We start from the raw sequence: 23,319 nt of genomic DNA on the forward strand, positions 1-23,319 counted from the left end.
CAATACATACAGGCCATTCAAACAAAAAAAGCTTCCCATGACAGGAAGCTCCTTACCAGTTATTTGTTTTCCAAAGGCTCCATATGAACATGCGAATAATCAATCGCATGCTCCTCCTTCATTCTCCGCTCAATTTCATTCGCGATATCATGGCTCTCTGTAATATTTAACTCTGAGGACACTTCAACCACCACATCTACATGAACAGAGCTGCCTAAATATCTCGCCTTGATGTCTTTTAAACGGCTGACACCGGAGATTTTTTCAATCGTCTGTTTATAATCGGACATGTCCTTTACGTCAAAGCCATCCGTCAATGAATGCGATGATTCTTTGAAAATATCCCATGCCGTTTTGCAAATGAGAAGGCCAATGACAAACGCTGTCACTGTATCAATCCATGCCAGATGGAATTGCGCGGCCAAAATACCGATAAACGTGCCGACACTGACGAACGCGTCCGATTTATTATCAGCAGCTGCCGCAAGCAGCGCTTGGCTGTTCACCTTTTTAGCAAGCCTTTTGTTGTACTGATAGACAATCAGCATCATGACTGCCCCGCCTGCAGCCGTCCAAGCCGCAATGATGTCAGGTGTCTCTTCTTTCACAGAAAAAATAGATTCACCGGCGCTGAAAAGCACTTGCAGGCCGACAACCATCATAATAAACGATGCGATAAGGGATGCAATTGTTTCCGCCCGAAAGTGGCCGTAAGGATGATCTTCATCAGGAGGCTTTTGAGAGATGCGGAGACCGATCAGCACAGCAACAGAAGCAATAATGTCGGTTGTATTATTTAAACCGTCTGCCGTAAGAGCTTCCGAGTGGAATACATAACCGATGATCAGCTTAATCGCGGACAGCACAAGATACGCGGCAATACTGACCAGCGCCCCGGATTCTCCCTTTTTCAGTTCATCATATCTCTCCATAAAAAAACCTCCTTTCCGCTCACGTTTTCCTATCATTATGATACAAAGCTGAACCGCAGTGGGTCTATAGAAACATGATTCACTCACCACAGAAAAATAGTGACGGTAGAACTCTTTTTACTTAATGCAACAAATTTTCATTTATAAAAAGTGTTTCAAACCCAATCATGCCAATACTTCTAGCCACTCAACACTTTTTCAAAAATATAACAAATCGAAAAAACGAATAATTGACGGAAAATTTTTTCTTTTATTTCGAACGTACGTACTCCAAAAACAGCCAACAAAACCCGACAAATTTGAAATAAACTGTTATATTTTCTGACATAAATTTTCGACAAAATGTATATTTATGTTACAGTTTCAATTATCATAATATTCAGTAACAACTCTATTCTTCAAGGAGGTAACATATGAACCAGTCTCAATCAGGATTAAAAAAAGAATTAAAGACCCGACATATGACGATGATTTCTATCGCCGGCGTCATCGGAGCCGGACTATTTGTTGGCAGCGGTTCAGTGATTCACTCGACCGGGCCCGGTGCCATTGTCTCCTATGCATTAGCCGGATTACTGGTCATCTTTATCATGCGAATGCTTGGTGAAATGTCGGCCGTAAACCCGACAAGCGGATCATTTTCCCAATACGCTCATGACGCTATCGGACCGTGGGCCGGATTTACAATCGGCTGGCTCTATTGGTTTTTCTGGGTTATTGTCATCGCTATTGAAGCAATCGCGGGAGCCGGCATTATCCAATACTGGTTCCACGATATTCCGCTGTGGATGACGAGCTTAATTTTGACGATTTTACTCACTCTGACAAACATCTACTCTGTTAAATCGTTTGGTGAGTTTGAATATTGGTTCTCCCTCATTAAAGTTGTTACAATCATCGCATTCTTAATCGTTGGTTTTGCATTTATTTTCGGCTTCGCCCCAGGCAGTGATCCAATCGGTTTCGCAAATATTACGGGCCAAGGCGGATTTTTCCCGGAAGGCATAGGCTCTGTATTGCTCGGAATTGTTGTCGTGATCTTCTCCTTTATGGGAACGGAGATTGTTGCGATTGCTGCAGGTGAAACATCAAACCCGGTTCAATCCGTAACAAAAGCGACCCGATCCGTTGTGTGGCGCATCATTGTCTTTTACGTTGGTTCAATCGCCGTTGTCGTTGCGCTTCTGCCTTGGAACTCAGCTAATATTTTAGAAAGCCCTTTCGTCGCTGTTCTTGAGCATATTGGAGTGCCGGCAGCCGCGCAGATTATGAACTTTATCGTCCTCACAGCTGTACTTTCTTGCCTGAATTCAGGTTTGTACACCACATCCAGAATGCTGTATTCACTTGCAGAAAGAAACGAAGCGCCGCGCCGCTTTATGAAACTGAGCAAAAAAGGAGTTCCCGTACAAGCAATTGTCGCCGGAACATTTTTCTCTTATATTGCGGTCGTAATGAATTACTTCTCACCTGACACCGTCTTTTTATTCTTAGTTAACTCATCAGGCGCAATCGCCCTGCTCGTCTATCTTGTCATCGCTGTTTCCCAGCTGAGAATGCGAAAAAGTCTCGAAAAAACAAACCCGGAAGCATTGAAGATCAAGATGTGGTTCTTCCCGTTCTTAACCTACGTGACCATTATTGCCATCTGCGGTATTTTAGTATCCATGGCATTTATTGAATCGATGAGAGATGAACTGCTGCTGACAGGCTTTATCACAGGCATCGTGTTGCTTTCTTATCTTGTGTTCAGAAAACGCAAGGTGTCTGAAAAAGCATCAGCCAAACAGGTTACTCAGCAACAGCCCGATATCCTGCCTTAACGGCAGGATTTTTTTGTCACCTTCACGTCCATAATGTCATTAACTATAGTACCAATTAGGAAAATTTAAATAAGGACAGATGAAAATGACACTTGAAAAATTTGCGGATGCTCTCCCAATCCCAGATACACTAAAGCCGGTACAGCAGTCAAAAGATAGCACATACTACGAAGTAACCATGGAGGAATGCTATCATCAGCTTCACCGCGATCTCCCTCCAACCCGCCTGTGGGGCTATAATGGTTTATTTCCCGGCCCTACCATTGAAGCCAACAGAAATGAGAACGTTTATGTGAAATGGATGAATAACCTTCCTTCAGAGCATTTCCTACCGATTGATCACACCATTCATCACAGTGACAGCCAGCATGCCGAACCCGAGGTAAAAACCGTCGTTCATTTACACGGTGGCGTCACTCCTGATGATAGTGACGGTTATCCGGAGGCATGGTTTTCTAAAGATTTTGAACAAACAGGACCTTATTTTAAACGTGAGGTTTACCATTATCCAAATCAGCAGCGCGGAGCTATTTTGTGGTATCACGATCATGCCATGGCACTGACGAGGCTGAATGTGTATGCCGGGCTCATCGGCGCTTATATCATTCATGATCCAAAGGAAAAACGCCTAAAGCTTCCATCAGGTGAATACGATGTGCCGCTTTTAATCACGGACCGTACGATTAATGAAGATGGCTCTTTATTTTATCCGAGCGGACCGGAAAACCCTTCACCGTCACTGCCTAATCCGTCAATCGTTCCAGCCTTTTGCGGAGATACAATTCTCGTCAACGGGAAGGCATGGCCATACATGGAGGTCGAACCGAGAAAATACCGCTTCCGCGTCATCAATGCCTCTAATACGAGAACATATAACCTGTCACTTGATAATGGCGGAGAATTTATCCAGATCGGTTCTGACGGCGGACTTTTGCCGCGCTCCGTCAAACTAAACTCTTTCAGTATCGCGCCGGCTGAGCGCTTTGATATTCTCATTGACTTCGCCGCGTTTGAAGGACAATCGATCATTTTAGCAAACAGCGAGGGCTGCGGCGGTGACGTTAATCCGGAAACAGACGCAAACATCATGCAATTCAGGGTCACAAAACCGTTAGCCCAAAAAGACGAAAGCAGAAAGCCAAAATACCTGGCATCTTACCCTTCAGTACAGCACGAAAGAATACAAAACCTCCGAACATTGAAGCTGGCAGGCACTCAAGATCAATACGGCAGACCCGTCCTTCTTCTTAACAACAAACGCTGGCACGATCCTGTCACAGAAGCACCGAAAGCCGGTTCTACCGAAATATGGTCAATCATCAATCCGACACGCGGAACACATCCCATCCATCTTCATTTGGTCTCCTTCCGTGTATTAGACCGGCGCCCGTTTGATACAGCACGTTTTGAAGAGCGCGGAGAACTGTTCTACACCGGACCCGCCGTACCGCCGCCACCAAGTGAAAAGGGCTGGAAAGACACGGTTCAGTCCCACGCCGGTGAAGTCCTGAGAATTGCGGCAACATTCGGGCCATACACTGGGCGGTATGTATGGCATTGCCACATTCTTGAGCATGAAGATTATGACATGATGAGACCGATGGATGTGATAGACCCCCATAAATAAGTCCAAAAAAACTTGCCTGCTGCAGGCAGGTTTTTTTATCTATGAAACTTTTTCTTCCATAAATCGTATAACTTAGAAACAGCGAAGAAAGGAGCTGCTTTTTATGCTGACAAACGATCTCAAAGATAAAACAAATCAATACATTTCAATTTATGACGAATTAAAATCAAAATTAAGATGGAAAGTTGCTCATAATCAGATATTAATGCTCATCTCCTCTGCATATATTGTGAATAAAAGAGATTTTGATTTTCAGCGCTTTTATGATTTGAGCAGCTATATAAAATCAAACATCGGCAGCTTTTCAACACTCAATACTCACCACCGATTTACTGTCGCATCAATTCTGGATATTCATTTTCAGCATGAGGCGAAACAAGCGTTTCTTACGTTTATCGATGTATACAACCAAATGGTGAGGCTTGGATATAAACGGGATATTTTCACGTACATTTCCGCTCTGATCTTGCTCACCGGCAAGACCGAAACGATAAACCAAAGAGAACAGATGAACATGGGGCTCTCTGTTTACCAGCAGATGAAGAAAAATCACTATTTCCTCACTTCAACTCAAAATGTTCCGCTTGCCGTATTGCTTGCCCAAAACGGAAAAGGGTTGCAGGCGCTGAACAAGGCAGAATCATGTTACCAGCTGCTGTCCGCTAACGGCTTTAAAAAAGGCCAATACTTACAACACGTCAGCCATATTCTTGCTCTGCAAAGTGAAAAAGAACCTGAAATCCTTGTATCCCAATGCAAACATATCTTTCAATCCATTACTGAATCTCATAAAAAGCCAAAAGATTTTCATTATCCCGAACTCGCCCTTCTCACATTCTTGGAAGAGCCGGACATCAAAACCGTTTTGAGCATTACGCATGAGCTGAACCAAGAAAAAGCATTTAAATGGGAAAAGGATATGAACTTCAAAATTGCTGTCAGCTTATATCTCAGCGAGTATATGGAGAAAAATCTGCTGATGGAATCAGGGCTTTATACAGCCATTGAAACGGCCATCCAAGCACAGCAAGCAGCTGCGACAGCTGTGATCATCAGCTCATCAGCCATTCATTCGCATGACGGAAACTAGAGGAGGAGATAACATGCCATATATCACATTAGAAGATCAGACCCGCCTATACTACGAAACTCACGGCAGCGGGACACCGATCCTATTTATACACGGCGTGCTTATGAGCGGACAATTTTTCCACAAACAACTTTCAGCGCTATCTGCCAATTATCAATGTATTCGTCTCGATCTTAGAGGGCACGGTGAATCCGACAAAGTTCTTCATGGACACACCATTTCCCAATACGCCCGTGATATCAAAGAATTTATGTGTGCGATGGAGCTTGATCCTGCCGTCCTTGTCGGCTGGTCAATGGGCGCTTTCGTGGTATGGGATTATATCAATCAATTTGGGAATGATAACATTCGAGCCGCTGTTATCGTCGATCAATCGGCTTCCGACTACCAATGGGACGGCTGGGGACACGGTCCGTTTGACTTTGACGGCTTGAAAACAGCGATGCACGCTATTCAAACTGACCCGCTGCCATTCTACAAAAGCTTCATCAATAATATGTTCGCAGAGCCGCCAGCATCAACAGAAACAGAATGGATGCTTGCCGAAATGTTGAAACAGCCGGCAGCCATTTCAAGCACGATTTTATTTAATCAAACGGCAGCTGATTATCGCGAAACCATTCAAAACGTTCATGTGCCGACATTGTTATGCTTCGGAGAAGACCGCAAATTTTTCTCAATAGAAGCCGGAGAACACCTGCGTGAACATATTCCAAACGCAAAGCTCGTTACATTTTCTAAGAGCAGCCATTGTCCGTTTTTAGAAGAACCGGATGCTTTCAACAGCACGCTCCTGTCCTTTTTAGATGAGCGGATTGGAAAGTCATAAAGAAAAAGGAATTAGGAGATTAGGGCAAAGTATGAGACAATAAGAGTGTGCAGTAAAATACATGAGGGAAGAAGTGACTTTATGTCTTACTATAATAAACGAAATCAAGAACCGCTGCCAAAGGAAGATGTGAGTACTTGGGAATGCACAAAAGAAGACTGCAACGGCTGGACCAGAAAAAACTTCGCCAGCAGTGACACGCCATTGTGCCCTTTGTGCGGAAGTAAAATGGTCGAAGGCATTCGTTCATTAGTGAATCTCCAAAACAACAGCCAAACGAAAACAAGTTAGCTCTTCCCTTTTTTTAAAAAGCAGTCTCTATCAGCGAACAATCCTCGATCAGAGAAGCAAATCTTATATCCAATAGCAAGGCCTCCCGGTTTGACGAGAGGCCGAGATAATGAAGCCCAAAACTGTAAACGTTTCGGGCTTTTTCACTTTCGATTATGGTATAATATGGATATGAGGGGTGATGATGTGATCAAAAACCAACAGCAGGCTGACCTGGAGAAACGAGCTTCAGACAAAAAGTTGAACTTAGCTATAAACTTATGTGCGGAACTTATGAATTGGTCAATACCAATTATTCGTTTCTTTAAATGGCTCGGATCATTTGCCCTGCACCTCGTCCATTAAAAAAATCACTCAGCATTTGCTGAGTGATTTTTTCAGTTGACGACATAAAAACTATTGATGATGCCATTCGGATTTTCCCATACTTTTTTGAACGTCTTCGTGTCAAGGTCATAAGAATAAATTGTCCGAACCTTGGCTTCACGCCCTGTTTCGTCCTTCAGCTTTTTAGCCCCTTTGGCTTCGGCAAGGAAATAAATTTTCTTTCCGTCCTTGGAGAACTGCGGCTGCGCGTCCATTAACAGCTTATATGTTTTCTGATTTGAAATGATTTTTTCATAGGTTTTCGTGTCTGCATTCAGCATTTGAATAGAAGCCGTTTGCTCCGTGCCTTTTTGTGTATATGACGTAAACAAAATCCGTTTATCGTCATCAGAAACAGCAATATCACTGATAAACTGCTCCAGGCTCTTAAGCTCATGAAGGCCGCTTTCATGACCGGCAGAAAAATGAATCTTAGTCGGCTCTGGATCGATTCCCTTCTCATTGGCTTCATCGGTTTTTTTGTAGTCTTCTTCTACAGAATAATGAAGCAATGCAAATGAATCTGTTTTTTGGTTATAAAAGAAGCTGCTGACGCTATCATCCTGGTCATTAGCGGCAGGATACAGATTTTTGTACTTCTTCGTTTTCAAATCAAAGGATACGATACGGAAATTGCTTTCGTCCGCTTTTCCTAAACGGAAATAAATTTTTGAGCGATCCTTTGATAAAAACAAGCTGTCCGCGCTTTCCGGGCCTTTATAAAGCATAGTTTTCTTATCAGACTTAAGATCAAGCTTAAAAAGCCTCATCTCATTTTGATCGGTATTGCTTGTATAATAGAGCGCCTGCTGCTCTTGATCCAAGGCAAACGCCGGGTAGCTGGTCAGCTTCTCCTCATGGATCACCTTATCATTTTCATAATACTTCGTCAGAAGATCGGTATCGGTAATCGAAACCAGAAGCTTCTCATTGTTCTCCGTGCTCACGGAAACATCGGCCGCACTCTCACTGCCTTTACCTTTAAAAGAATAAAACATAAAACCCGCAGCTGCCGCCAAAACAACGACGATTGCCAATAAAACGATTCCTTTTTTCATCTCTTATCTCCACCAATAGAAAAAGCAAGAATGCGACTTCTTGCTTTACAGATTTAAACTATGTATTAATAGCTGTAATGCCCCGATACTTTTCCTTTGCTCAATGGGTATCCCAGCGCTTTAAACGCTTTAGGGCTTACATCCAGCACTGCATTAGGCATTCTGCCAACATCATTTTTATAAACCGTAATGACCTTTTTAGGTTTCGCTTTTGCATAAGCTCTGATTTTTGTCCCATTTCTAGGTACGTCAAATCCGATCTTTGTCGCACAGTCCCAATGTCCAAGTTTTTTACCTGAAGAGCCTTTTTTCCCAACTCCGTTATACCAAGTAATATTTCCGTTCACATGTTTCGCACTGGCATCTGCCGAAAAACTGAAAGCTCCCAAAGTACTTCCTACTAAGATAAAAGCGGCTAAAATGACTTTCTTCAACATTTCGTCCCCCTGTTTGTTAACATCTAGGAAAAATTATACACGATCAACCGGGGATTTTTTATTTCAATATCCTTACAGTAATGTTACAAAGTCGAAAAAAATGACCTCTGCTAAAATAACCCATGGAAGATTATCCTATTATAATTGCAGTGTTAGCGTTATAATTGTTGATAGAGTAGTTGACGCATTCAATATGAACGAACCATTACCGTATTGTTCAAGCCAAATTCATAGTTATGTAAACGATTCTTACTCTCTCATCATAAAGAAAAAAGAGTGTGCGAGACTCTTTTTTCTTCAAAGTTTCTTTTTTCAAAAAAACGTAGTCTACATTATATATAAGTTTTATCTTTTTTTGGTTTTTAAAAATGGCGATTTTGTGAACAGTTCATATTGATCGATGCGGAATTACTCATATCAAAAGATATAGGAGTGGTAATCCATGAAGGCAGCTAGATGGCATAACCAAAAGGATATCCGTATTGAAAATATTGAAGAGCCAAAAGTGGAACCGGGAAAAGTCAAGATCAAAGTCAAATGGTGCGGCATCTGCGGCAGTGATTTACACGAGTATTTAGGAGGCCCGATTTTTATCCCGGTGGACAAACCCCATCCTTTAACAAAAGAAACAGCACCTGTCACAATGGGGCATGAATTCTCCGGTGAAGTTGTTGAAGTCGGGGAAGGCGTTGAAAACTATAAAGTCGGAGACCGAGTCGTTGTGGAACCGATTTTTGCAACACACGGACATCAGGGCGCGTACAACCTTGATGAACAAATGGGATTCCTCGGCTTAGCCGGAGGCGGCGGCGGATTCTCAGAATACGTCTCTGTAGATGAAGAGCTGTTATTCAAACTCCCTGAGGAATTATCATATGAACAAGGCGCACTCGTTGAACCTTCTGCGGTCGCTTTATACGCTGTCCGCTCAAGCAAAATCAAAGCTGGTGACAAAGCGGCTGTATTCGGCTGCGGCCCGATCGGACTACTTGTCATTGAAGCGCTGAAAGCTGCCGGTGCTACTGAAATTTACGCTGTTGAGCTCTCACCTGAGCGCCAGCAAAAAGCTGAGGAGCTCGGCGCCATTATCGTGGATCCGTCCAAAACAGACGATGTAGTGGCCCATATCACAGACCTTACAGAAGGCGGCGTTGACGTAGCCTTTGAAGTAACCGGGGTTCCAGTCGTTTTACGCCAAGCTATCCAATCTACAACAATTGCCGGTGAGACAGTGATCGTCAGCATCTGGGAAAAAGGCGCTGAAATTCATCCGAATGATATCGTAATCAAAGAACGCACAGTGAAAGGAATCATCGGGTACCGTGACGTATTCCCAGCTGTATTGTCATTAATGAAAGAAGGCTATTTCTCAGCCGATAAACTCGTTACGAAAAAAATCGTGTTAGACGATCTAATCGAAGAAGGCTTCGGATCTCTGATCAAAGAGAAAAACCAAGTGAAAATCCTTGTCAGACCAAACTAAACATACTAAAAAAGAATCCGCATTCAAGTGCGGATTCTTTTATTCCTCTTAGCCAATCACTTCAGCGCCGGCCTCTTCTTTAACCTCACTGCGATCGTGAGCACGGAAGCTTTCCTCAAGCTGCTCAAGCGAAAGACCTTTTGTTTCCGGTAAAAACTTGTTTACAAACAGAATCGAGCAAATTCCCAGCGCAACGAAGATGAAAAACGTTGTTGATAACCCAATGCCTGCCATCAAAATAGGGAATGTCAGACTGACTGCGAAATTGACCATCCACAAGCAGAATACCGTAACACCCATTCCTAGGCCGCGAAGGCGCAGCGGGAAAATTTCTGAAAGCATCAGCCATGTCACTGGTGAAATCGCACCCTGCTGAAATGCCAGGAACGAAACCGTTAACGACAGAACCACATATGGAAGTGCAGGCGATCCTTCCAGCACAAGTGAAAATATTCCGATCAGCAGCAATGCCGATGTCGTTCCGATCAGCCCTGTAATCAGCATCGGCCGGCGACCGACTTTTCCGAGCAGCCAAATTCCGACGAACGTAGCCAGAACGGAGATCACACCATTGGCAATATTTCCGATCAGCGCTGCTTCCGTTTGGAACCCGGAATCTCTTAAAATTTCAGTGCCGTAATACATGATGGAGTTTACACCCGTAATTTGCTGTACAATCGCAATTCCGATTCCTATGAAGACAATCCGGCGCACCCACGGCACTGCGAGATCTTTAAACGTAGCTTTCTCAAGCTTATCCTCTTTTTTGAAAGCGGATTCAATTTCAGCCAGCTCAGATGCAGCGCGTTTTTCGTCTCTGATTTTCTTCAAAACCCCTAAAGCATCTTCATTCCTTCCTTTTGAAACAAGCCAGCGAGGACTCTCAGGCATTCTGATCATTCCAAAGAACAGGAATATGGCCGGAAGAGACGCGATCACGAGCATAAATCTCCATACATTGGAGCTGTCCCCCATTGTCGTCCCGAGGATGGCATTAAAAACAAAGGCCAACAGCTGCCCGGATACAATCATTAATTCATTCTGGGTCACCATCCGTCCCCTGCTTTCCACAGGTGACATTTCCGCTAAATAAGCAGGCACCGTCACTGATGCGCCCCCGACGGCAATCCCTAGCACAAAACGGGAAATGATCATGATTGTTACGTTTGGAGCCAGTGTACATCCAATCGTTGAGATAAAAAATATAATGGCAAGGAAAAGAATATTTTTGCGGCGTCCGTTAAAATCAGACATCCTTCCGCCAAGCACAGCTCCAAGTGCAGCTCCAAAAAGAAGAGAACTGGTGACGAGCCCCTCTGTGATAGCATTGAGATTAAGCTGATCAGGCTCACCCATATATGGTAAAGCCCCATTTAATACTCCGGTATCATAACCGAAGAGAAGCCCGCCGAAAGTCGAAACTAAAATTATTGTGCGTAAAAATGACATTTGACTGCCTTTTGTATTCATACCGTTTCCCCCAGTCTTTTTCAAAATCGATCACTGCGTATTTTAAAAACGTATTCTAGGGCTGCAACCTTTCTCAAATGCCGAGAAAAAAGTTCAAAATGTCTTTTATCACTGGCTATATAACCTTCCCTTCTTTTCAGCATGCGTTGAAGTCAATTGTTTTGGAAGCGATTTCATTATTACTAAACAACAGTGGATATATTTTGGTGTCCGGCTTAATGATTTGTCATCTTATAGTCACTTTGTAGTGTTGTTATAGTAATATCGTAGTCATATATTTGTTACTTCTGCTATTATCATAATTATAAAAACGCTTTCAGTCAATATAAACTTCTGAATTTTTTTTCACTTCAAGTCAGTAAAATGACCACTCCAAGGGGAAATTGAACTTTTTTCTTGCCGGAAATGTGGTATTATTTTGTATGTTATGCGACATTTCTGTCATCCTCAAAATGAGTAAGTGTTGGTTAACTTCTCCTATATAAATCTTCTCTGCATGATTCACTGCTCACACATTCAAATAATTGTTTCATATTCAAGACAAAAGGAAATAGAAAAGAAACATAAAGATCTAAATGGCTGGCTCTAATTGAATAGGAGGAGGCAATAAAATTGAATGAGATGTATATCATTGCAGGAATTTTATTGTTGGCAGCGGGGATGATTGATTTTATATGGACAACATTATGGCTTGAGAGCGGAGCCGGTCCGATCACAAGATGTTTGTCTGCATGGCTGTGGAAAGGTTTCCGTAAGATCAGCGGAGATCACGCAAAGGTCCTCAGTACGGCAGGGCCGCTGCTGTTATGCATGACATTATTGGTGTGGATCGGTTTATTTTGGAGCGGCTGGATGTTTATCTTCTCAAGTGATCCTCATTCTCTTGTTGTTACTCAAAGTAAAGAACCAGCCTCCTGGTCAGATCGAGCTTATTTTTCTGGATATGTGATGTTTACATTAGGAAATGGCGACCTTACACCGAACGGAGCCCTTTGGAAGCTTGTGACAGTGGGTGCTACAGCTGAAGGTCTGCTTACGATTACTTTTTCTGTCACGTATTTAATTTCTGTCTTGAGCGCAGTTAATCAAAAGCGCTCATTCGCCCAGAGTGTACTGAGTCTTGGGCATAACGGAACAGAGATTGTCCAAACTGCGTGGAACGGGAGACATTTTCACGACATGGATCTGCTTCTCGCTACATTTTCTTCAGAGCTGGGAAAGCTGACCGCTCAGCACAACGCCTTCCCCATTCTTCATTTTTACCATAGCACACAGCGTGAGGAATCTTCCGTGATTGCAGTCACTGTACTGGATGAAGCGTTAACCATTTTGACATATGGCATTCCAAAGCAGTATCTTCCGAATCAGCTGCACATAAAAGAAGCTCGCTCAAGTGTCAAAAACTACTTAGACACCGTTCATACAGCATATATCCATCCGGCTGAACAAGAACCGCCGGAGCCCAACCTTATGAAGCTAAGGGATTGCGGCATACCAACCCTATCAGAACAAACCTTTCGAACAGCAATCAAATCTTTAAAAGAACGGCGGCTATTGCTTTTGGGCATTGTTCAAGCGGGTGCGCGTAAGTGGCCTGTCCAAGAGTAAAGTAAAAAAGAGGATGCCTCCCAAAAGTCCAAAAGACTCTTAAGAAACATCCTCGATTTTTATCACAAAGATATAGAAGCTTCAATCTCTTCCATACGCGGCAGCGCATCTATCGCTCCAATTTTGGTGCAGACAAGCGCTCCCACCTTATTGGCAAAAGATACGATATCACGCAGCTTCTTAAAATCAGTTTCTACCGATTGAATCTTATCTGTACCAGCTAATTTGAATAAGGCTGCCCCGACAAAAGCGTCTCCCGCTCCTGTAGAATCAATCGAAGTGACAGGAATACTCGGAATGATTTCATGTTTCTTGCCATTAGACAGCAGTGTTCCGTTTTTCCCAAGAGTCACAGCAACCGTCTTGGCTCCGATGCCATGGAGGATATTGACGCCCTCTTCATGATTCTTCGCACCGGTGATGATCTCCAGCTCCTCGTCACTCACCTTAACAAAATCACTTAAAGCAATGGCTCTTTTTGCAGCACTAACAAACTCAGAGACTCTTCCCTTCCATAAATCCCCTCGATAATTAGGATCAAATGAAAGAAATTGCCCGTTATCCTTCGCAATGGACATAAGCCGTAAATAGGCTGTACAAAACGGATCAGATAATAATGCCGTCGCTGAGCCAAAATGAAGGATTTTTGCTTGATTCATTTTATCCTGATCGACATCTTCGATCGTAAACAGAGCATCCGCGCCTCTATTGAATACAAAATCGCGCTCTCCGTTATTCTTTAATGAAACAAAAGCAAGCGTTGTAGGTGCTTGCTCATCCATCACCAGCATAGAGGTATCAACATGAACAGCCTCTAACGTTTGCTTCAGAAAATACCCAAAGGGATCCTTCCCTACTTTTCCTGCGAACGCAGCGTTCCCTCCCAGCTTGGCAATAGCGGCTGACACATTTGCCGGGGCGCCCCCGGCACTTTTTAAGAAATGGCGCCCTTCCATTAAATCAACATCAACATCGGTACAAAAGAAATCGATCAATAACTCCCCAATACAAACAACAGACTGACTTCGCATGTTATCACACTCTTTTTACATATTCTAGATTACAGTCTCAGTATATTACTTTCAGTTATAAATACAACCTTTTACATCGAATATTAGAAATATTAAATATATTCACTCACCTGGGGTTCTTCTCAGCTCGGTGATGATCTGTTTATATCTTTTTTCAGTTAAAGGATAAAAGGCTATGATGATGATAGAGAGTAAAATAAATAGTCCCGGAATTAAAGCATTCATATGTTTAATCGCATTCAGTGACGTTACGGTTTGATCAGTATTCGCCACATATCCTGCGATTCCTAAATAGATCGCAGAAAACGAACCGGCCAGTGCAACACCTAACTTATTGATAAAACTCATGCTGGAAATCACCACTCCGTCCGCACGAACGCCTGTCTTCCATTCCGCATAATCAACACAATCGGCAACCATTCCCCAAGCAAGCGTATTTAAAGGGGTTGTAAAGAACCCTGAAGCAAATAGCCAGATGAAAATGAGCGTCACCGAAGAGTACGCCGTGAAATGCAGACCTGCATACGAAATCAGTGACAAAGCGGCCGATATGATCATCACATTTTTCCTGCCCCACTTCTCAGAAAAGTATGGAATAAACAGGTTACTGATGAGGGCTGCGCCAAAAAATAAAACAGTACCAAAGAACACCAATTCCTTTTGATTCACGTTATACGTAAAGTAGTACACCATTGTACTGATTTTAATATTAAACCCGATTGCAAATGCTAAAAATGATGACGTTAGAATCAGCAAAGGTTTGTTTTGAAACAAAACAGATAACGTCTTTTTCATTCCCTGTTTCTTTGTTTTCTTAGGCGCAATCCGCTCACGCACAGTAAAGAAACTAAAGAGGTTCAAAGCGATGCTAACAATGGCATAGACGAGAGCTGTCATTTGAAACCCAAATGCCTGGTTCTCTCCTCCCAAAGCTGCTGCAAGCGGTGTTGCGCAGGAGATGGATAGAAGGATTCCGACATAGACCAAGATCATACGAGTCGTTGTTAATACCGTTCTTTCTTTTACAGAATTCGTCATCCGGCCCGTTAAGCTGTTCACCGGAATCGTTTGCATACTAAAGGACATGCCGAGCAGAATATAGGTAATATACGCATATACAATGTTTCCCGTTGCTCCAAAGTGAGGCGTGGTGAAACACAGGACAGTAAATAATGCGAAAGGAAATGCAACCCACAGCAGATAAGGCCTTGCCTTTCCCCACCTTGTGTTCGTTTTATCTAAGATAACCCCCATAATCGGGTCAAAAATAGCATCCAGCACCCGCACAACAAGAAATAATGTGGCGATGACCGCCGGCTGTATGCCGCCGATGTCCGTATAATAAAACAGCAGGTATGCGTTTACAAATTGAAACACAATATTATACGACATATCACCGAAGCCGTATCCAATTCGTTCAAGCCAGGACAGACCGGCACTGGATTTTGTTTGATGTTTCGCCTTCATTACCGTTGCTTTTTCTGTTTCGATCATCTTTCCCACCCCAAGAATCCGTTTTCATTATTGAGTACAAATCCAGTAAACAAGAGGGAGAATACGAGATTCTCCCTGTTCACTCAGCTATTCGGATAAACCATCACTTTTAAACATTCATTCTTAAATTGCAGTGCCCGCTCCATCGCCTCTTGCGTCTGTTCGAGCGAATATTGGTCCGTTACAAGATGCTTCGTGTCGACAATGCCTGAAGCGAGAAATTCGATTCCCTTCGGATACGTATTGGCATAACGGAAGATCCCGTAAATATCAATCTCATTATCCGCAATAAATGGCACATTGAGCGGAATCTCGTTCTGAGAAGGCAAACCAACAATCGCCAGTTTCCCGCCCCGGCGCACAGAAGCCAGTGCGGATTGCAATGCTGCTGGATTCCCCGCTGTTTCCCAAGCAACATCAACGCCTCTATCATTCGTGATCGTTTTAATCTCTTCAAGCGCGTCCTGTTCACGGATATTAATAATATGAGTCGCTCCCATTTTTTTCGCAGCTTCTAACCGCAGCGGCTCTAAGTCGGTCACGATAATTGTGCTTGCCCCAAACGCTTTAGCTGCCGCAACAGCCATTAATCCAACAGGGCCCATCCCCATAATCGCAATCGTTGATCCGGGCTGAAGCTTCGTTCTCGCCGCTGCATGGATACCGACAGAAAACGGTTCAATCAAGGCAGCATCCTCATAAGAAAGTGAATCTGGAATAGAGAAAACAAAGTCCTGTCTGATTTTGATATATTGTACAAACGCGCCGTCTACCGGTGGTGTGGCCAAAAACTGTACATCCGGACAAAGGTTATAACGCCCTTCCTTGCACGCTTCACAGCGTCCGCACGTAACACCCGGCTCAACAGCGACGCGGTCACCTACTTTAAATTGATCAACAGACGAGCCGACAGCCGCGATTTCTCCCGCGCACTCATGTCCGAGGATAAATGGCTTCTCCACTACATAATTGCCTATTCTGCCGTTTGTATAGTAATGCAAATCAGATCCGCAAATTCCGACAGCCATCACTTTAATCAACACTTCATCCTGGCTGATGTCAGGTACAGGCAATGTTTCAATTTTGATCTCTCTTGTGTTGTGCATAATAGCTGCTTTCATGGTTTTAGGTACTGTGTGAGTCATTACGGCAAATTCCTTTCTTTATGAACACTATTAACGGCATTTAAGCCGCTTCATCAAGAAATGTAAGTGCATACATTTTTGCATTTTCTGTTACTGCCCTCATTTTATCTGCTTTTCAACATGTTCAACAGCTTTTCATGCTGTATAAAAGGACAGCCGCACTGTACTTTTTGATTTTTCATATACAAAACAAGCAGGATTGATAAAATAGTACTAATAGGAGGTGCAGGTTTTATGGCTGAACTGGAAGATCGAAAACAATTTGCAGAATTGCTGGCACCTGGCGTAAAGTCATTAAAACTTCATCCAGATTATAAAGTCAGAAGAAATAAGAACGAAAAAACAGGACAGTCTTATTTAGACAACATTTCACACCAGCTGGGAGTTTCCCCAAACACGATTAAAAGCTGGATCGGACAGATGGGTGTGAACTATGTTCCCGGAAGAATTGAAGACGGAAAACTGTTCGGAATGATCTGGATCATTCTTGAAAAAACCGATATGAATATACAGTGGTTTTCCGACCTGCTTGAGACCACCACTATACCGGTAATCAAACCTGCACTGCCTGTATGGGCGGCCTCATGTCTTAAAAAAGCGAAAATAGTACGGCAGGACAATTCATTCGGAGCACCGCTTGATCAAGATATTGAAAAAATAGTAAAGCGTTTATTTCCTGATGTTCTCGACCATAAAAAGAATGCGCTTACAGAACAGATGCCTTTGACACACAACTTACCGTCACGCTGGTCGGGTCACTTTATAGGACGGAGATTCGACATCGAGGCGATACGGCAATGGATGCTTTCCCCATCACCCGTCTGTTTAATTACCGGATGGGCAGGCATGGGAAAAACAACAACTGCTCTAGAAGCAGCCTATTCCTGTATCGGCGATTCCTCAGATTGGCCGGCATTCAACAGCATCATCTGGCTCAGCGCTGATTGGAAGGGATTAAGCTTTAGTGATTTTTTAAATACGATTGCCTATCAGCTCGGTCGAACGGAACAAATCGATAAATCCATAAATGAAAAACGATTTGTCGTCCGCAATGCGTTAGCCAATTATACAAGAGAAAAACCGGTACTGCTGATCGTTGACAGCATTGATACGGCAGACCGTGACATTCACGAATTTATCACCAGCCTGCCCCAAGGCGTGAAAGTTCTCCTCACAGCACGTGAAAATTTGAAGCAAGCCTATCGGGAAGGCTTCGGTGAAATGGTAACCATCCAGCTGAGCGGCCTTGAACAAACAGATGCCCTGGAATATTTTCATCAAGAAGTGAATCGCTGCCTGCAAATGTGTAACGATCCAACTAAACGAGAAAAGCTAGCGCAGCTGCTGGAACTATCTCCAGAACTGAAGAGCGAGTTCATTTCAGCGACAGCCGGAAACCCGAAAGCCATGGCACTCAGCATCGCCTATATGTCAGACGATGACATTCCCGCTCGGCAGCTGATTCATGAGCTCGGAAAAGCAGGCTACTCACTGCTGGAATTGTTTGAGTTCCTCTTTGGCCGCACATGGGATAGATGCAACGAAGATACGCGAAAGCTATGGCAGGCACTTTGCTTTTTCAGCAAGCCGCCAGATGAAAAAAGCCTGGCGGCAGCGGCCGGATTAGACGCTCGCTGTTTTCATTACGCAGTTGAACAAATGCGATCTTTTGCTCTGATTCAGCCCGAACGAAGCAAAGGAAGTACACAGTACTTAGCCCATCAAACCGTGGTCGCTTACGGAGAACAGCACTTGTCCGAAAATCAGAATTATGAACCAGAAGCCCGCAGCCGCTGGGCGCTCTATTATATTCATTATGCAGAAACCCACTTAAAGCGGGAACAGCCAAACTCTTTCTATTGGAGCTATCTCTTGGGACGTGATTTGGACAAAATCAAAAAAGAATGGCCAAACATCCTAAAGGTGATCAAATGGTCAAGCGAAACCGATCAAAAAGAAATTCTAATCGAACTCATCACCCGCATCAGCCATTTTCTAAGCAGAATCAACCTGCCCTTACGAATCGAATACGGCCGTAAAGCCGCCGATGCCGCCCATCAATTAGGCCAACACACACGAGAAGCCTTCTTCAGAATTGACACAGCGGGCTGGGCACTGATGGAAGTCAACGATTTAGACGAGGCACTTCAGCAAATTGAAGCCGGCCTGAAAACGCTGGAACAATCAGACACTGAAGAGCAAGACGTTCATGATCTAAAGGTATGGGGACTCGCACTGCAAGCAAGGCTGTTTTTAAAAGCCGGGCAACAGAAAAAAGCAGAAGCGATTTTAACCGAAATCAAAGATAAACCGATTTCCCCTGCGATTCAGCACAGAATTCTATTGGTTCGCGGAGATCTGAGCTTTGTGAAAGGTCATAATGAAGAAGCCATTCAATTATACGAAGCTGCAAATCAAATCAGCTCCATGTATGGGGGCGAAAAAACGATAGAAGCCTATTTCAATTTGGGTGTCGCTTACGTGAAATGTGATCAGTTTGAGAAAGCGGAAGAAGCTTTTGAGCAAATGCTTTATGACAAACATAACGCGAATCAGGTTGAGTTGATCTATTATTATTATGGAATGGCTCAGCTGTTGTACCGTAAAGGAGAGAAAACGAAAGCGATGGATTCTAATCAGAAGGCGATTCGTCTGATTGATTCGTGGGAGCCTGCGATTGGGATTCGGGGAGAGGTAGAACAATTGGCAATGGTGATCAAAGAAAACGACTAGTACGTAGTTCTGTCAGGAATCTCACTCAGTTTCTTTATTATAAATAGAAAAGGCCAACTGAAGTCGCAGTTGGCCTTTCGTTTCTTATTAATGTCTACAAATGTACTGAACCAGATTTTCCCGTATGTATTCTTTCTCGTATAAAGGAAAGCGTATCATTTGCCAGCTTTTTGCGGCAAAGAACAATGCCGGAATGACCACAATTATAGACATATCTTTTCGGTTTCCCCCAACTTCCCCATAAAGAATCTGCATCTTTTAAGTCAATATACTGATCATGTTTAGCAGAAATCAGCAGAATGTTATCTTTATTAACTTTCGGTAAGGCTTGACTAGGAACTGTGATATTCCAATATTTCACTAAATCTTCATAGGTCACACCATTTTGTTCTAATTCTTCTCTTATGAATTTACCTGGGATCGTGTTCCATATTGAATAAGAAAGGCGATTGGCATAAAAGATTGATACCACTACATCAATTTGGGATTCTAGGGTTGCAATTAGATTAGTAACCCATCCCCCTAAGCTTACCCCCACTATGATAACAGGGCCTTTTTTATTTGCTTTTATCCAGTGAATTAATGCCCGTAAATCTACAATGGCCTGTCTTGTCGACTCAATTGTACGATCAATATTTGCACTAATCATCAACTCGCCACTATACAGTGAATTTTCCGGTTCTCTTTCAAAATGGTATGGAAGAGAATAATAATACATATTCCAGCCTAAATCGTTCATTATACGTTTATGAAATATTTTTTTGATTCTATCGAACGAATCCATGCGCCAGCCGTGTACAAAGATGACATTGGGCGGATCTATGTCATTTTTATTTAAAAAAGTCTCCCCTTTTAAAGTATCATTAACAGGATTCCCAGTTTGAATTAAGGATTCATAACGAAATGTTCCAACCCTATAATTTTTTTTAGATTCATTCAAGTCAATTGAAACATCGGCTATATTTGCACTGTAAAATTCCTCTCTATCATCTGCATCGGCTGTAAAAGCAACAGAAAATTGTTTATCTTTGCTTCTTTTTCTATGTAAATCATATAAAGCCAAGCGATCTATCATTTTTGAGAAATGCACGATTAAGTCCTCCTTGGTAATCATAAAAAACTAATATTAGATTTAATAATTGGAATGTCGGTCTCCATAGAGTAGGGATGAATATTATCAAGATGTTGGTGGAAGAACCTAACTACATCGCCAGTGAATTTTTGAGAATCAGATTATTCTGCCGTTCTATATTTAACATACATCGTCTTAGTAGCTAAAAAGCAGCACAAATAGACATCATTTTAATAGGTTTTCTCTTTGACAGTGTTTTCCTTGGGGAAACGTCTAAGAGTGTTGGTGACACTATTTATTTAGGTAACTGGGGCTTTTTTGTCTTATGAGAGGATACCATCTCCTGCCTGCAATAGGGAGAGAAGTAACAGAGGTCTGGACGAATAATTTTTAAACCCATTTTATAATCATAACAGAAGTGCAGTTTACTGAAGTTACAGTAAGCCGTTTGTCAAAGAAGACGTAAACAGGAATCTGAGCCGGTGGAATTTTGTATTTTGGTCAATTGAATAATTCATATCGGGATTACCTACCATTTATCAAAACTATTAAAAATCGATATAGAACAGTGCTGAAAAAATCAAACTACAAAAGACAGAAAAAAAGAATCTTCTCACAATTCGGCTGAACTTATGAGAAGCCTCGAGAATTTATAAATGGCATCAAATCTTGTCTGAGGATTACATTCATATCATTTATTCCTAAAGGAATGTGTTCATATGCTAATCCAAAGTCATCTAAAATTTGAAGGATTCTTCTACCGAACCCATTCTCTCTATTCATTAGCATTTTTCGAATATAAATGCTACAAAATCCTCTTCACTAGCAATACCTACAACAGGTTGGTTTTCATTATAACGTTTTTCTACAACCATTGTTCCAATTTCTTTAGGATTGTTTGTATTTTTTATATTAACAGGAATGTTTGCGCGAAAAGCTGGGACTAAAGCTTCGTCATGAAATACAGTAAAACCTGCATAAGATAATTCACATTTCTCTATAAGTTAGTTCATTAATTTTTTGAGGATTTTCTTCTATGTTTGGATTTACAGTGAATACAGAGTCGACATCTGTGAAATTCTCATATATATCTGCTTTTATAGAATTCGCGAGAATAGCACCAGTAATATCAGAACCTCCACGCGAAAACGTTATTACCTCTCCTCTTTTATTATAACCAAAGGAACCGGGAAAGACTAAAATGCCTATACGATTTCTTAATGAGTAAAGTCGCTGATATGACTCTGATAGGACTTGTGCATTTCCAGGTTCATCTGTAACAATTAGTCCTGCATCCTGGGGATTTACATAGTATGCTTCATATCCTTTCTTTGGAAGTAAGCTGCAATAAGTTTTGCATTATGATCTTCACCACTTGCATTAAGTGCGTCCAGAAACCGTATGGGATTACTATTATCGCTATGTAAGAGATTGATAAGTTCTAACTTAATTCTATCAATAATATTTTGGGGTATATCTAATTCATCTGCAATGGACTTATATCGATTGATAATTATATCCACTATTTCTGTTACTTTTCTGTTTTTTAGTATGTTCTTTGCGCATTCTATTAATAAATCCGTTACCTTTATATCGTGAACTCCCCTTTTTCCAGGCGCTGATACTACTACTATTTTTCGGTTTGGATCTGACACAACTATATTAAACACTTTTTTGATTTGATTACCTGTTGCTAACGAGGAACCACCAAATTTAACTACCTTCGTATCTACATCTCCTAATATTTTATTATAGCTCTTTTGCTAATAACAATTTACATAAAATGAATGCCACAAGTATTCTGTAATTAACTTGTGGCATTCATTATTTCAATAAAGTAGTATTATTTATCTCGCAAAAATATAAATTTACCGCATATGTCCTCTATAACCGATGAAAATCCAGGTAAGAAGGACTTAAAGAAGCCCGTACAATGATGCGCCTCTCTATATTCTTGATTTTCCATTAATATAATATGTGCCTTTTTTAAATTGTAGTGCGGTATACCAGGAAATAAATGATGAACAAGATGGTAATTATCATGATGTGGATGCAAGATAAATCTTTCGATAGAATTACCAAGTGTGTTTCTACTTGAATAGAGGGGATGGTCAGTTTTTAAACCTGAGTGCTCTGCCATTTCTGCCCAATATCTAATAATTTGAAATGTTGTTAATAATGGTACAAACCAAAATAACAATAACTCTAACCATAGATTAAATACAGCAATAACTACTAAAATAGTTGCCCAAAAACCGAGGCGTGCGATACGTTCGCTCAACGGTTCTTCTTTTGAGAAAAGATTAACTTTTAATGTTCCAAATATATACTTAGGTACATGTAATAATGTTAATGGTTTAATAATATGATTAATTAAGAATGTGCTCATTTTTTTCTGTGGTTTATCTAACCCCATTAACTTATATCGTTTGGTATCTGGGTCTTTCTGAGGATCCCATAAGAAACGGTGATGTAGTACATGTGACTTACAGTACGTTGTAAAAGAAGTGAATATAGGAAAGGCTATAAAAAAGCAAGTAATCCATTTATTTAAGTGCTTATTCTTAAATAACATTTTATGACTTGCTTCATGCATGAGATTGTCAAAACCTCTCATTCTACTTCCAATCAAGGTAATACTTAATAGGTATATCCAAATATTATGGGTTTTCATAGATAAATAAATCGAACTACTTATCACCCCCCAATTAAAGAAGATACATAAGAAGTTATACCAGTTATTTTTCTTGTAAAGTTTGGTTAATTTTTTTCTAGTTTCTTGTGAAAAGATAGAGTTCACTGAAGACATGACATTTCCTCCGTTATTAAT

The 23,319-nt window shown here is 41.8% G+C and carries 18 protein-coding genes and 2 pseudogenes; 9 read left to right on the plus strand and 11 right to left on the minus strand.

Features of this window, described 5'->3' with window-relative positions; translation table 11 throughout:
- Positions 1-59: 59 nt before the first annotated feature.
- Entirely contained in the window at positions 60-932 is an 873-nt protein-coding gene (gene mneS, locus V6D42_RS16125) for a manganese transporter MneS (RefSeq protein WP_010333232.1), read from the minus strand.
- A gap of 413 nt (positions 933-1,345) precedes the next feature.
- Here mneS and gabP point away from each other — a divergent pair, with 413 nt between their 5' ends.
- The 6 genes from gabP to V6D42_RS16155 all read left to right on the plus strand — a co-directional run bounded on the left by gabP (position 1,346) and on the right by V6D42_RS16155 (position 6,937).
- The gene (gabP, locus tag V6D42_RS16130) at positions 1,346-2,755 is read left to right on the plus strand and encodes a GABA permease (protein WP_333513909.1); all 1,410 of its coding nucleotides are present in this window, start codon (positions 1,346-1,348) and stop codon (positions 2,753-2,755) included.
- Positions 2,756-2,840: 85 nt separating this feature from the next.
- A complete protein-coding gene (gene cotA, locus V6D42_RS16135) occupies positions 2,841-4,382 on the plus strand; it encodes an outer spore coat copper-dependent laccase CotA (RefSeq protein WP_333513910.1) in 1,542 nt (513 codons plus the stop codon).
- A gap of 103 nt (positions 4,383-4,485) precedes the next feature.
- Complete coding sequence (locus tag V6D42_RS16140; RefSeq protein WP_333513911.1) at positions 4,486-5,472, plus strand: DUF4003 family protein; 987 nt, start codon at positions 4,486-4,488, stop codon at positions 5,470-5,472.
- Between the two features lie 13 nt (positions 5,473-5,485).
- Positions 5,486-6,301 (plus strand): alpha/beta fold hydrolase, encoded by an 816-nt coding sequence (locus V6D42_RS16145; RefSeq protein ID WP_333513912.1) that lies wholly within the window; start codon positions 5,486-5,488, stop codon positions 6,299-6,301.
- Between the two features lie 81 nt (positions 6,302-6,382).
- On the plus strand, positions 6,383-6,592 hold the full coding sequence (locus tag V6D42_RS16150; protein WP_010333227.1) for a cold-shock protein: 210 nt from the start codon (positions 6,383-6,385) through the stop codon (positions 6,590-6,592).
- 186 nt (positions 6,593-6,778) lie between these two features.
- The gene (locus tag V6D42_RS16155) at positions 6,779-6,937 is read left to right on the plus strand and encodes a hypothetical protein (RefSeq protein ID WP_268449313.1); all 159 of its coding nucleotides are present in this window, start codon (positions 6,779-6,781) and stop codon (positions 6,935-6,937) included.
- A 32-nt stretch (positions 6,938-6,969) separates the two neighbouring features.
- On the opposite strand, the gene V6D42_RS16160 is transcribed toward V6D42_RS16155, so the two are convergent.
- Both V6D42_RS16160 and walM read right to left on the minus strand, forming a co-directional pair.
- Positions 6,970-8,016 (minus strand): hypothetical protein, encoded by a 1,047-nt coding sequence (locus tag V6D42_RS16160; RefSeq protein WP_333513913.1) that lies wholly within the window; start codon positions 8,014-8,016, stop codon positions 6,970-6,972.
- A 65-nt stretch (positions 8,017-8,081) separates the two neighbouring features.
- Positions 8,082-8,453, minus strand: coding sequence for a cell wall metabolism protein WalM (gene walM, locus V6D42_RS16165; protein WP_081720753.1), 372 nt, complete (start codon positions 8,451-8,453; stop codon positions 8,082-8,084).
- Positions 8,454-8,895: 442 nt separating this feature from the next.
- Here walM and bdhA point away from each other — a divergent pair, with 442 nt between their 5' ends.
- Positions 8,896-9,936, plus strand: coding sequence for a (R,R)-butanediol dehydrogenase (gene bdhA / locus V6D42_RS16170; RefSeq protein ID WP_326204352.1), 1,041 nt, complete (start codon positions 8,896-8,898; stop codon positions 9,934-9,936).
- Positions 9,937-9,984: 48 nt separating this feature from the next.
- Here the strand turns inward: bdhA and V6D42_RS16175 are convergent, their stop codons facing one another.
- Positions 9,985-11,406, minus strand: coding sequence for a sugar porter family MFS transporter (locus tag V6D42_RS16175; RefSeq protein ID WP_326204353.1), 1,422 nt, complete (start codon positions 11,404-11,406; stop codon positions 9,985-9,987).
- Between the two features lie 612 nt (positions 11,407-12,018).
- On the opposite strand from V6D42_RS16175, the gene V6D42_RS16180 reads away from it, so the two are divergent.
- Complete coding sequence (locus V6D42_RS16180) at positions 12,019-13,014, plus strand: potassium channel family protein (RefSeq protein WP_333513914.1); 996 nt, start codon at positions 12,019-12,021, stop codon at positions 13,012-13,014.
- A 62-nt stretch (positions 13,015-13,076) separates the two neighbouring features.
- Here V6D42_RS16180 and V6D42_RS16185 read toward each other — a convergent pair whose 3' ends face one another.
- From V6D42_RS16185 to gutB, 3 genes are all read right to left on the minus strand, one after another.
- Positions 13,077-14,045, minus strand: coding sequence for a carbohydrate kinase family protein (locus tag V6D42_RS16185; RefSeq protein ID WP_333513915.1), 969 nt, complete (start codon positions 14,043-14,045; stop codon positions 13,077-13,079).
- Between the two features lie 102 nt (positions 14,046-14,147).
- Complete coding sequence (locus tag V6D42_RS16190) at positions 14,148-15,539, minus strand: glycoside-pentoside-hexuronide (GPH):cation symporter (protein WP_333513916.1); 1,392 nt, start codon at positions 15,537-15,539, stop codon at positions 14,148-14,150.
- 83 nt (positions 15,540-15,622) lie between these two features.
- On the minus strand, positions 15,623-16,684 hold the full coding sequence (gene gutB, locus V6D42_RS16195; RefSeq protein WP_333513917.1) for a sorbitol dehydrogenase: 1,062 nt from the start codon (positions 16,682-16,684) through the stop codon (positions 15,623-15,625).
- A gap of 234 nt (positions 16,685-16,918) precedes the next feature.
- On the opposite strand from gutB, the gene V6D42_RS16200 reads away from it, so the two are divergent.
- Positions 16,919-19,417 (plus strand): NB-ARC domain-containing protein, encoded by a 2,499-nt coding sequence (locus V6D42_RS16200; protein WP_333513918.1) that lies wholly within the window; start codon positions 16,919-16,921, stop codon positions 19,415-19,417.
- A 94-nt stretch (positions 19,418-19,511) separates the two neighbouring features.
- Here V6D42_RS16200 and V6D42_RS16205 read toward each other — a convergent pair whose 3' ends face one another.
- From V6D42_RS16205 to V6D42_RS16220, 4 genes and pseudogenes are all read right to left on the minus strand, one after another.
- The gene (locus tag V6D42_RS16205) at positions 19,512-20,201 is read right to left on the minus strand and encodes an alpha/beta hydrolase (RefSeq protein WP_333513936.1); all 690 of its coding nucleotides are present in this window, start codon (positions 20,199-20,201) and stop codon (positions 19,512-19,514) included.
- A gap of 144 nt (positions 20,202-20,345) precedes the next feature.
- Positions 20,346-20,650, minus strand: a pseudogene (locus V6D42_RS16210) (abhydrolase domain-containing 18); the annotation flags it as partial.
- A 505-nt stretch (positions 20,651-21,155) separates the two neighbouring features.
- Positions 21,156-22,234 (minus strand): annotated as a pseudogene (locus V6D42_RS16215) (aspartate kinase); the annotation flags it as partial.
- A gap of 98 nt (positions 22,235-22,332) precedes the next feature.
- Positions 22,333-23,298 (minus strand): fatty acid desaturase family protein, encoded by a 966-nt coding sequence (locus V6D42_RS16220; protein WP_333513919.1) that lies wholly within the window; start codon positions 23,296-23,298, stop codon positions 22,333-22,335.
- Positions 23,299-23,319 lie beyond the last annotated feature (21 nt).

This window comes from Bacillus sp. 0909A (assembly GCF_036765115.1).
In the GTDB taxonomy this organism is placed as follows: domain Bacteria; phylum Bacillota; class Bacilli; order Bacillales; family Bacillaceae; genus Bacillus; species Bacillus mojavensis.

Bases quoted from the DNA above. Each gene is read 5' to 3' on its own strand.
- mneS (WP_010333232.1), bottom strand. From the start codon at position 932: ATGGAGAGATATGATGAACTGAAAAAGGGAGAATCCGGGGCGCTGGTC.
- gabP (WP_333513909.1), top strand. From the start codon at position 1,346: ATGAACCAGTCTCAATCAGGATTAAAAAAAGAATTAAAGACCCGACAT.
- cotA (WP_333513910.1), top strand. From the start codon at position 2,841: ATGACACTTGAAAAATTTGCGGATGCTCTCCCAATCCCAGATACACTA.
- V6D42_RS16140 (WP_333513911.1), top strand. From the start codon at position 4,486: ATGCTGACAAACGATCTCAAAGATAAAACAAATCAATACATTTCAATT.
- V6D42_RS16145 (WP_333513912.1), top strand. From the start codon at position 5,486: ATGCCATATATCACATTAGAAGATCAGACCCGCCTATACTACGAAACT.
- V6D42_RS16150 (WP_010333227.1), top strand. From the start codon at position 6,383: ATGTCTTACTATAATAAACGAAATCAAGAACCGCTGCCAAAGGAAGAT.
- V6D42_RS16160 (WP_333513913.1), bottom strand. From the start codon at position 8,016: ATGAAAAAAGGAATCGTTTTATTGGCAATCGTCGTTGTTTTGGCGGCA.
- walM (WP_081720753.1), bottom strand. From the start codon at position 8,453: ATGTTGAAGAAAGTCATTTTAGCCGCTTTTATCTTAGTAGGAAGTACT.
- bdhA (WP_326204352.1), top strand. From the start codon at position 8,896: ATGAAGGCAGCTAGATGGCATAACCAAAAGGATATCCGTATTGAAAAT.
- V6D42_RS16175 (WP_326204353.1), bottom strand. From the start codon at position 11,406: ATGAATACAAAAGGCAGTCAAATGTCATTTTTACGCACAATAATTTTA.
- V6D42_RS16185 (WP_333513915.1), bottom strand. From the start codon at position 14,045: ATGCGAAGTCAGTCTGTTGTTTGTATTGGGGAGTTATTGATCGATTTC.
- V6D42_RS16190 (WP_333513916.1), bottom strand. From the start codon at position 15,539: ATGATCGAAACAGAAAAAGCAACGGTAATGAAGGCGAAACATCAAACA.
- gutB (WP_333513917.1), bottom strand. From the start codon at position 16,684: ATGACTCACACAGTACCTAAAACCATGAAAGCAGCTATTATGCACAAC.
- V6D42_RS16200 (WP_333513918.1), top strand. From the start codon at position 16,919: ATGGCTGAACTGGAAGATCGAAAACAATTTGCAGAATTGCTGGCACCT.
- V6D42_RS16205 (WP_333513936.1), bottom strand. From the start codon at position 20,201: ATGGATTCGTTCGATAGAATCAAAAAAATATTTCATAAACGTATAATG.
- V6D42_RS16220 (WP_333513919.1), bottom strand. From the start codon at position 23,298: ATGTCTTCAGTGAACTCTATCTTTTCACAAGAAACTAGAAAAAAATTA.